Origin of the sequence: uncultured Azohydromonas sp. (genome assembly GCF_937926365.1) — a bacterium.
GTDB lineage: Bacteria > Pseudomonadota > Gammaproteobacteria > Burkholderiales > Burkholderiaceae_C > Azohydromonas.
On record NZ_CALAOH010000142.1, the window covers coordinates 1 to 9,163 of the forward strand.

9 protein-coding genes are annotated in these 9,163 nt (G+C 70.2%); 2 read left to right on the forward strand and 7 right to left on the reverse strand.

The window, feature by feature from the left end:
* Nucleotides 1-237 precede the first annotated feature (237 nt).
* Entirely contained in the window at nucleotides 238-1,932 is a 1,695-nt protein-coding gene (locus Q0741_RS15395; RefSeq protein WP_298234093.1) for a long-chain-fatty-acid--CoA ligase, read from the forward strand.
* A 63-nt stretch (nucleotides 1,933-1,995) separates the two neighbouring features.
* Here the strand turns inward: Q0741_RS15395 and Q0741_RS15400 are convergent, their stop codons facing one another.
* Nucleotides 1,996-2,784 carry a sulfite exporter TauE/SafE family protein gene (locus tag Q0741_RS15400; protein ID WP_298234094.1) on the reverse strand — a complete coding sequence of 263 codons (789 nt, stop codon included), beginning with the start codon at nucleotides 2,782-2,784 and terminating at the stop codon, nucleotides 1,996-1,998.
* An 89-nt stretch (nucleotides 2,785-2,873) separates the two neighbouring features.
* On the opposite strand from Q0741_RS15400, the gene Q0741_RS15405 reads away from it, so the two are divergent.
* A complete protein-coding gene (locus tag Q0741_RS15405; RefSeq protein WP_298234095.1) occupies nucleotides 2,874-3,605 on the forward strand; it encodes a 16S rRNA (uracil(1498)-N(3))-methyltransferase in 732 nt (243 codons plus the stop codon).
* A gap of 38 nt (nucleotides 3,606-3,643) precedes the next feature.
* On the opposite strand, the gene Q0741_RS15410 is transcribed toward Q0741_RS15405, so the two are convergent.
* The 6 genes from Q0741_RS15410 to Q0741_RS15435 form a co-directional block, all read right to left on the reverse strand.
* Nucleotides 3,644-4,897, reverse strand: coding sequence for a THUMP domain-containing protein (locus Q0741_RS15410; protein ID WP_298234096.1), 1,254 nt, complete (start codon nucleotides 4,895-4,897; stop codon nucleotides 3,644-3,646).
* Between the two features lie 132 nt (nucleotides 4,898-5,029).
* A complete protein-coding gene (locus tag Q0741_RS15415; protein ID WP_298234097.1) occupies nucleotides 5,030-6,547 on the reverse strand; it encodes an RNA polymerase factor sigma-54 in 1,518 nt (505 codons plus the stop codon).
* A gap of 22 nt (nucleotides 6,548-6,569) precedes the next feature.
* The gene (gene lptB, locus Q0741_RS15420) at nucleotides 6,570-7,355 is read right to left on the reverse strand and encodes an LPS export ABC transporter ATP-binding protein (protein WP_298234098.1); all 786 of its coding nucleotides are present in this window, start codon (nucleotides 7,353-7,355) and stop codon (nucleotides 6,570-6,572) included.
* Nucleotides 7,355-7,876 (reverse strand): lipopolysaccharide transport periplasmic protein LptA, encoded by a 522-nt coding sequence (gene lptA / locus Q0741_RS15425; RefSeq protein ID WP_298234099.1) that lies wholly within the window; start codon nucleotides 7,874-7,876, stop codon nucleotides 7,355-7,357. The genes lptB and lptA overlap by 1 nt, the downstream gene beginning before the upstream one ends.
* Before the next feature lie 150 nt (nucleotides 7,877-8,026).
* Nucleotides 8,027-8,668, reverse strand: coding sequence for a thiol:disulfide interchange protein DsbA/DsbL (locus Q0741_RS15430; protein ID WP_298234100.1), 642 nt, complete (start codon nucleotides 8,666-8,668; stop codon nucleotides 8,027-8,029).
* A gap of 77 nt (nucleotides 8,669-8,745) precedes the next feature.
* A partial coding sequence (locus tag Q0741_RS15435) for an SPOR domain-containing protein (protein ID WP_298234101.1) occupies nucleotides 8,746-9,163 on the reverse strand: 418 nt, incomplete at its 5' end.

Here is a 9,163-nt window from a genome sequence, read left to right on the forward strand (position 1 = left end):
ACAAGACCATGATGGTCTTCGGCGATGCCAAGAAGGTCGTGGAGGAGATGGTCAAAGCCGTGGAGTGAGCCACGGCACGAGCCTGCCTCGAGGCCGCCTGCAGGCGGCCTTTTCTTTGCCGGCCCGGCTCGCATGCGCCGGGCACGAGGGCCGCTATCGGGCCGCTATCGAATCCCCTCATGCCCGCCCTGCGGGGCCGGCCCAGAATGTTCCCAGTTGCGGAGTCGCTGTCGGCACATGGAAAAAATCTGGTTGAAGCAGTATCCCGAAGGCGTGCCGGCAGAAGTGGACACGTCGCTGTACCCCTCCCTGGTAGCCCTGCTGGAAGAAAGCTTCCAGCGACACCGCAACCTGCCCATCTGCACCTTCCTGGGCCGCAGCTTCGATTACGGGCGCATCGACACGCTCTCGGTCGCGTTTGCCGCCTTCCTGCAGGCGCAAGGGCTCAAGAAGGGTGACCGCGTGGCCATCATGCTGCCCAACACGCCGCAGTACCTGGTGGCCCTGGCCGGGGTGCTGCGCGCGGGCTGCATCGTCGTCAACGTCAACCCGCTCTACACCGCGCGCGAGCTGGAGCATCAGCTGCGCGACGCCGGCGCGCAGGCCATCGTGGTCCTGGAGAACTTCGCCGCCACGCTGCAGCGCGTGCTGGGCGAGCTGCCGCAGCTGCACACGGTGGTGCTGGCGACCATGGGCGACCTGCTCGGCTTCGTCAAGGGTGCGCTGGTGAACCACGTGGTGCGCCGCGTCAAGAAAATGGTGCCGGCCTTCTCGCTGCCCAAGGCGATCCGCTTCAACGACGCGCTGGCGCGCGGGCGCGGGCTGACGCCCAAGTTCCCCGCCGTGGGCCCGGACGACGTGGCGGTGCTGCAGTACACCGGCGGCACCACCGGCGTGAGCAAGGGGGCGGTGCTGCTGCATCGCAACCTGGTGGCCAACATCCTGCAGTCCGAGGCTTGGTACCGGCCGGCGCTGGGACGGGTCGTGCAGGGCGAGCAACTCGTGACCGTCTGCGCGCTACCGATCTATCACATCTTCGGCTTCTCCACGATCGTGCTGCTGTCCATGCGCGTGGGCGGCAGCTGCATCCTCATCCCCAACGCGCGCGACCTGCCGGCGCTGCTCAAGACGCTGTCCAAGCAGCGCTTCCACAGCTTCCCGGCCGTCAACACGCTGTTCAACGCGCTGGCCAACCACAAGGACTTCGGCACGGTGGACTGGAGCCATCTCGTCATCTGCGTGGGCGGCGGCATGGCGGTGCAACAAGCCACGGCGCGGCTGTGGCTGCAGAAGACGGGCTGCCCCATCGTCGAGGGCTATGGGCTGTCGGAGACCTCTCCCTCCGTGGCCTGCAACCCGGTGAACAACACGCAGTTCAACGGCACCATCGGGCTGCCGCTGCCCAGCACCGAGCTGACGCTGCTGGACGATGCCGGCAACCCGGTGCCGCCAGGGCAGCCCGGCGAGATCGCGGTGCGCGGCCCGCAGCTCATGGCCGGTTACTGGCAGCGGCCCGACGAGACCGTGCGCGCCATGACCGCCGACGGTTTCTTCCGCACCGGCGACATCGGCACCATGGACGAGCGCGGCTATTTCCGCATCGTGGACCGCAAGAAGGACATGATCCTGGTCAGCGGCTTCAACGTGTACCCGAACGAGGTCGAGGATGTGCTCACGCAACTGCCCGGCGTGCTGGAGTGCGCCGCGGTGGGTGTGCCCGACGGCAAGGCCGGCGAGGCGGTGAAGGTGATCATCGTCAAGAAGGACCCGGACCTCACCGAGGATCAGGTGCGCGGCTACTGCGAAGCCAACCTCACCGGCTACAAGCGGCCCAAGGTGGTGGAGTTCCGCAACGACCTGCCCAAGTCGCCCGTGGGCAAGGTGCTGCGCCGCGAGTTGCGCGAGCAGCAGCAGGCCAAGGCCGATTCCTGAGGCCCTGAAAGGCCGAGGCCCCCCGGCGTGCCGGGGCCTCAACGGGTGGCGCTGGCGGCACGCTCAGTGCAGCAGCATCTTCACGCCCACCGTCACCAGCACCACCGAGATCGAGCCCTGCACCCAGCGCGTGGGCACCTTCGAGGCCGCCACCGAGCCCAGCAGCACGCCGGGGATGGAGCCCAGCAACAGGTTCACCAGCAGCGTGCCGTTGACGTTGCCGATGAACAGGTGACCCAGGCCCGCGATCAGCGCCAGCGGGATGGCGTGCGCGAGGTCGGTGCCCACGAGCTTGTGCGGCGTCAGCCGCAGCGGGTAGAGGTGCACCATCATCACCGTGCCCAGCGCGCCGGCGCCGATGGACGTCAGCGTCACCAGCACGCCCAGCACCGCGCCGGCCACCGAGGTCAGCCAGCGCTGCAGCTTCTTGAACACCTCGGGCCGCCCGATGCGCTGGCGGCGCCCGGTCCGGTGCAGCCAGGGCTTGAGCAGCATGCCCGCGGCGGTGGCCATCAGCGCCACGGCCACGGCGTTGATGATCAGCCCGTCGCTCACGCGCGACGAGCCCGACCACTGCATCCATACCAGCGTCAACGCCGCCGCGGGCAGGCTGCCCAGTGCCAGGCGGCGCACCACCTGCCAGTCCACGCTGCCGTGGCGGTGGTGCACGGCGGTGCCGAACATCTTGGTAACGGCCGCTACCAGCAGGTCGGTGCCCACGGCCGTCTGCGGGGCGATGCCGAAGAACAGCACCAGGATCGGCGTCATCAGGGCGCCGCCGCCTACGCCGGTGAGCCCCACCACGATGCCCACCAGCAGGCCCGAGAGGGTTGTCGGTGCGTCGAAATTCATGCCAAAGCTCCCTTCGACCCGTTGATGACCCGTCTGCGCGCCCCGGCAGCGCGGGCTGCGCCCGGCGCTGCGGCACACTCGCGGCCGCAATGAATCCCCGTATGCATGTGGCGCTGGCCCTGTCGGCCGGCGCGGAAATCGATCTGCCCGAAGCGGCAGCCCGTCATGTCCAGGTGCTGCGCCTGCAGCCGGGTGCCAGCGTGACCCTGTTCGATGGCCGGGGCGGCCAGTGGCGCGCCCAGGTGCTGCAGATGGGCCGGCGCTCGGTGAGCGTGCAGGTGCTGCAGCACGAGGCGCTGGAGCGCGAGTTGCCCATGCCGGTGACGCTGGCGCTGGGCGTGCCGGCCAACGACCGCATGGACGCGCTGGTGGAAAAGGCCACCGAGCTCGGCGTGGCCGCCATCCAGCCGCTGCTCATGGAGCGCTCGGTGCTGCGCCTGGCCGACGAGCGCGCCGCGCGCAAGGTGGCGCACTGGCAGGCGGTGGCGGTGTCCGCGTGCGAACAGTGCGGGCGCAACCGCGTGCCGACGCTGCTGCCCATGCGCACGCTGCACGAGTGGCTGCAGCTCGATGCCGAGCCGGGCCGGCGCCTGGTGCTGAGCCTGGCGGCGGACACGCAGCCCCTGCCGCGCGCGGTGCCCTCGCCGCTGTCGCAGCCGGTGACCTTCCTCAGCGGCCCGGAAGGTGGCCTCTCCAGTGTCGAGGAGGCCACCGTGCGCGACCACGGCTTCGTGCCCGTGACGCTGGGCTCGCGCGTGCTGCGCGCTGACACCGCGCCGCTGGCGGCGCTGTCCTGGCTGGGCGTGAGCGCGCTCGGCTGAGTGCGGAAGACTGCGGAAGATCCTCATCCGGAGCGGCTTCAGGTGCCGGGCGGGTCGCCGCCGAGCGCTGCAGGGGCCGTGCGGCGTGCCGAGCCGGCCACGAGATCGAAGCGGAACAGCCGGCATTCGATGGGGCCGTTCCACATCGGAACGCGGCGGCTCTCCTTGAGCCGCATGAGCGAGGGCAATTTCATGTCGGGCGTCAGCACCCACGCGGTCCAGCCGGCGTAGTGGCGCTTCCAGTGCGACGCCAGCCCGGTGAAGAAGGCTTCCGAACTGCCGCCGCCCTCGAAGCTCTCGCGCGCCGCGGCCGGCGCCTGCCCGTGGCCCTTGGGTGCGAGGCGCTCGCCGTAGGGCGGGTTGAGCATCAGCACGCCCGCGTCGGCGGGCGCCGGGCGCTGCAGCGCATCGGCGGTCTTGAACTGGATGGCCCGCGCCACGCCGGCGCGCTCGGCATTGCGGGTGGCGAAGTCGGTCATGCGGAAGGCCACGTCGCCGGCGTGCACCTGCGTGCGCGGCGCGTGCACCGCGGCGCGCGCGGCCTGCTGCAGCTCGCGCCACTGCGGCAGCAGCGCCCGGAACGGCCCCAGGCGCTCGAAGGCGAAGCGCCGCTGCATTCCAGGCGCGACGCCGCAAGCCAGCTGCGCCGCCTCGATGGCAATGGTGCCGGCGCCGCAGCACGGGTCCAGCAGCGGCGGGTCCTCCGCGCGGCCCTGCCAGCCTGCGGCCGCCAGCATCGCCGCGGCCAGCGTCTCCTTCAGCGGCGCCTCGCCCTGCACCTCGCGCCAGCCGCGCTTGAACAGGGCCTCGCCCGAAAGGTCCACATAGAGCATCGCCTGCTCCGGGCCCAGGTGCAGCACCAGCGGCAGCTCGGGATGGCGCGTGTCCACGCTGGGGCGCTCGCCACAGCGCTCGCGCATCACGTCGCACACCGCGTCCTTGATGCGCAGGTTGGCGAAGTTGAGGCTGCGCAGCGGCGAGCGCTGCGCCGTGCTGTCCACGCGCAGCGTCTGGCGCGGCGTGATCCAGTCGTCCCAGCGCACCCGCCGCGCCAGGTCGTAGAGGTCATGCTCGTCGCGGTACGGACCCCAGGTCAGCTCCAGCAGCACGCGCTGCGCCAGGCGGCTGTGCAGGTTGAGCTGCAGGGCCGTGCGCAGCTCCCCGTGCACGCGCACGCCGCCGCGCAGCGGCTCGATGTCGCGCTCGTCCAGCGCGGTGATGCGCTGGGCTTCATCGGCGAGCAGTGGCTCCACCCCGGCGGCGCAGGGCAGGAAAAGAACGGTTTCGGTCACGGAATTGGTCCTGGAGCGGAGGCCCCTGGGGCAAATCCTGGACCGGACCGTGCAGCACCCCACGCAAGCCGGGGCTGCCCAGCGGCCCCGGACGCGCCGAAGGGCTTGAAAAAGAAGGCTGTAGCGGCGGGGTTACAGCGCCTTGCGCAGATTGGCCGGCGCGATCTTGAGCGCCTCGCGGTACTTGGCCACCGTGCGGCGCGCCACCTGGATGCCCTGCTCTTCCAGCATCGCGCTGAGCTGGCTGTCCGACAGCGGCTTCTTGGCGTCTTCCGCGCCAATGAACTGCTTGATCAGCGCGCGCACCGCGGTGCTGGAGGCGTTGCCGCCGGCGTCGGTGTTGAGCGAGGAGCCGAAGAAATACTTCAGCTCGAAGGTGCCGTAGGGCGTGGCCATGTACTTGGCCGTGGTCACGCGCGAGATGGTGGACTCGTGCAGCCCCAGCTCATCGGCGATCTCGCGCAGCACCAGCGGCTTCATTGCGATCTCGCCGTGGGTGAAGAAGGCTTTCTGCCGCTCCACGATGGCGGTGGACACGCGCAGGATGGTGTCGAAGCGCTGGAGGATGTTCTTCATGAACCAGCGCGCCTCCTGCAGCCGCGCCGACAGCCCGGCGCCCGAGCCGCTGCGCTGGCCGCGGATGGCCTGGGCGTAGAGGTCGTTGATGCGCAGCTTGGGCATCACGTCCGGATTGAGCACCACCTTCCAGCCCCGGCCGGCCTTTTGCACGATCACGTCGGGCACGACGATGTTGGCCTCGGCGCGCACGAAGGGTCGCCCGGGCTTGGGCTCGCAGCCGCGGATGAGCGTCTGCGCCTCGCGCAACAGGTCTTCGTCGGCATGCGTGAGCGCCATGAGGCGGCGCGTGTCGCGCTTGGCCAGCAGTTCCAGGTGCTCGCGGCACACCGCGATGGCCACCGCCTGCGCCGCGCAGGGCTCCTGCGCCTGCAGCTGCAGCACCAGGCATTCCGGGAGGTCGCGCGCGCCCACGCCGGTGGGCTCCATGCTCTGCAGCCAGCGCAGCGCGCAGCGCAGCCGGCCCAGCAGATCCTCGCGCGCCTCCTCGATTTCCTCGCCCTCGCCGGGCATGAGCTGCGCGGCGATCTCCTCCAGCGGGTCGGCCAGGTAGCCGTCGTCGTTGAGCGACTCGATGAGCACGTGCACCGCCGCGGCGTCCTCCGCTGACAGCCGCATGCCCAGCAGTTGCGTGCGCAGGTGCTCCTGCAGCGAGATGCCGCCGCTACCGCGCTCCTGGGGCTCGAAGTCCTCGTCGCCGCCGGCGCCGGAGGACGGCGTCTCGCGGATGCCGTCGAAGTCGTCGCGCTCGGTGCCGTTTTCCCAGTCCTCGCGCTCGGTGGCGCCGAACTCGGCGCTGTCCACGCCGTGCACGTCGGCGTCGTCGCGACCGTCGGTGTCGTCGCGCTCGCTGCCCTCGCTGCTGCTGCGCTCGGGCGCGGCGGCGCGGTCCAGGCTCTGCTCGAAGGTCGGAACGCCGTCCTCGTCGGCTTCCAGGAACGGGTTCTGTTCGAGCATCTGCTCGACTTCCTGATGCAGCTCCAGCGTCGAGAGCTGCAGCAGCCGGATCGACTGCTGCAACTGCGGCGTCAGCGCCAGGTGCTGCGACAGCCGGACTTGCAAGGACGGTTTCATGACTTCCCCAACTTCAGTTCATTCACATCCGGAAGTGCTCGCCGAGGTAGACCTTGCGCACGTCGGCGTTCTCGACGATCTCCATCGGCGTGCCTTCGGCCAGCACGCGGCCCTCACTGATGATGTAGGCGCGGTCGCAGATGCCCAGCGTCTCGCGCACGTTGTGGTCCGTGATCAGCACGCCGATGCCGCGTGCCTTGAGGAACCCGATGATTCGCTGGATCTCGATCACGGCGATCGGGTCCACGCCCGCGAAGGGCTCGTCCAGCAGGATGAAGCGCGGCTGCGTGGCCAGCGCGCGGGCGATCTCCACGCGGCGGCGCTCGCCGCCGGAGAGCGCCGGCGCCGGACTGTGGCGCAGCTTCTCGATGCCCAGCTCCGACAGCAGCTCTTCCAGCATGGTGGAGATGGCTTGTGCCTTGAGCGGCCGCCCCTGCGCGTCGAGCTGCAGCTCCAGCACCGCGCGCACGTTCTCCTCGACCGTGAGCTTGCGGAAGATCGAGGCCTCCTGCGGCAAATACGACAGCCCCAGCCGCGAGCGCTGGTGGATGGGGCGCTGCTGCACCTCCTGCCCGTCGATGAGGATGCGCCCGGCATCCGCGCGCACCAGGCCCACCACCATGTAGAAGGTCGTGGTCTTGCCCGCGCCGTTGGGCCCCAGCAGCCCGACCACCTCGCCCGCGCCCACGGCCAGGTGCACTTCCTTGACCACCTGGCGCGCGCCGTAGCGCTTCTGCAACCCCTCGGCTTCGAGCCGGCTGGCCGGGCCCGGCTGCGTGTCCGGGATGGCGTTCAGGACGGTGTTCATCAGCGCGAGGCGCCGGAAGCGGCCGGCGGCGGTGGCGTGAGCACCGCGCGCACGCGGCCACCCGAGGCGTTGTCGCCGGCCACGCTGAAGAGCTCGGCGCGGTTGTCGTAGGTGATGAGCTCGCCGGTGATCTCGTCGGCCACGTTGCTGCCGCGCAGGCGCCGCACGTGGGCGTTGCCGGTGAGCTTGAGCAGATCGCTGCGGCTGTCGTAGTCGATGCGGTCGGCCGTGCCCTCGATGTACTCGTCCAGGCCCTCGCGCTTCTGGCGGAAGGTGGCCTGCGTTCCCGGCACGCCCAGCGCGGTGGCGGTGCGGTGACCCTCGCCCACCTCGCGCAGCTCCATGCGCTCAGCCTTGATGCGCATGGTGCCCTGCGTCACCACGACGTTGCCGTTGAAGACAACGACCTGCTTGAGCATGTCCACCGTGCCGGGCTTGTTGGCCTCGATCACCAGCGGCTGGCTGCGGTCGGCCTTGTCGGCCTGGACGGCGCCGCAGGCCAGGGCCAGCGCGGCGCTCATGCATAGGGTTCGGAGGCGGTATGGGCTCATAAGGGCACGAAACTTGCAGACCATTCTAGCCACAGTTCGTGCCCTGCGCGCCGGTGGCGCGCCTCCTGTTCGGGAAAGGCTCCGGCTCGGTGAATTGTCACGGCCGGCGCATCGGCCTCATCAGCCGTTCTTGCGTACCACGCCGATCAGGTATTCGGTGGTGGCCAGCGCGCGCTCGTTGGAGCCGGCCAGCGAGCCGGAGGTGAAGAAGCGGCCCTGGATGCCCATGGAAGGCACGCCGTCGATCTTGTAGGCCTCGGAGAGCGACTTGGCCTGGCGCACCTTGGTCGCCACGCCGAAGGACTTGAAGGCTTCGGTGAACTTGGCACCGTCCAAGCCGTTCTCGGTCATGAAGGCGACGATGTCGGCTTCCTTGTCCAGGCGCTTGCGCTGCTGATGGATGGCGGCGAAGACCCTGCGGTGCATCGCCTCGACCTGCCCCATCGCCTCCAGCGCGTAGAACACGCGGGCATGCGTCTCGTGCAGCGCCGTGAAGGCCACGGGGACGCGGCGGAAGGCCACGTCGGCGGGCACCTTCTTGCTCCAGGCGTCGAGCTGGGGCTCGAAGGCGTTGCAGTGCGGGCAGCCGTACCAGAAGAACTCGACCACCTCGATCTTGCCCGGCGAGGACGTGGGTGCCGGGGTGCCCAGCTTCACGTAGTCCTTGCCTTCGGTGAAGCCGGCCTGAGCCTGCGCAGCGGGAGAAGCGCCCAGGGCCAGCCCGGCAGCGGCCAGGGCGCAGGTGAATTCGCGACGTTTCATGTGTTCCGGTTCCTCGGGTCAATGGCCGCGGCGGGGGAGGCGGCCCGCCAGGGCTTGAAAAGCTCGTCTCCGGGCGCTCAACGCTCCACGCGCACCAGGGCCGATTCGATGGTGCTGCCGCGCAGGCGGTCCTGCGTCATCTCGGCCTCTTCCTTGCGTTCGAAGGGGCCAAGCCGCACGCGGTAGACGGTCCGGCCGCTTTGCTCGCGCTCGGTGACGCGGGCCGTGTAGCCCAGCATCGCCAGCCGCGCACGTTGCTGCTCGGCGTCTTCCACGCGCGAGAAGGCACCCACCTGCACGAAGTACGTGAACGCATCAACCTCGGCACGGGTGGACCGCGTCGTGGTCGAAGGCGGCGGATTCGTGACCGACGGGGGTGTGGCGCTCTCGCTACCGGAGAGGATGGCCGCGGGGTCGCGGGTGGACTTGGCCGCGGGCGGCGGGGCCGGGACGGCCGGCGGGGCCGGGCGCGTGCGCGGGGTGACGGCCTCGGGC